The organism is Pseudomonas sp. KB_15 (assembly GCF_052114525.1).
In the GTDB taxonomy this organism is placed as follows: domain Bacteria; phylum Pseudomonadota; class Gammaproteobacteria; order Pseudomonadales; family Pseudomonadaceae; genus Aquipseudomonas.
Window position 1 is genome coordinate 1 of record NZ_JBFREX010000374.1, and the last position, 358, is coordinate 358.

Annotated in this window: 1 protein-coding gene; it reads right to left on the reverse strand. The window is 74.0% G+C overall.

Going from position 1 to position 358, the window contains the following annotated elements; genetic code table 11:
* A partial coding sequence (locus AB4Z35_RS31355) for a DJ-1/PfpI family protein (protein WP_442101347.1) occupies nucleotides 1–358 on the reverse strand: 358 nt, incomplete at both ends.

Sequence of the window (358 nt, forward strand, 5' to 3'; positions counted from 1 at the left end):
GCGCTGGAGTTCCTGCAAGGCCGAGCGGTTGGCCAGCGCGGGCGCCGCACTGCGGCGGAACTGCGCCTGCCCGCCGGGCCGCTTGAAGAACATCACCAACTGGCTGGCCACGCGCATGGCGAGTTCGCGCCCGAGATCCTCTTCGACCAGCGCCAGCGCAAGGTCCAGCCCCGCCGTCACGCCGGCCGCCGTGCGCAGCTTGCCGTCGCGCACGTGGATGGCGTCGGCATCCACGGTCACGCCCGGGAAACGCGCCGCCAGCCGGTCCGCGCCCGCCCAGTGCGTGGTTACGCGCCGCCCCTCCAGCAGGCCGGCATCGGCCAGCAGAAAGGCGCCGCTGCACACCGAGCCGTAGCGG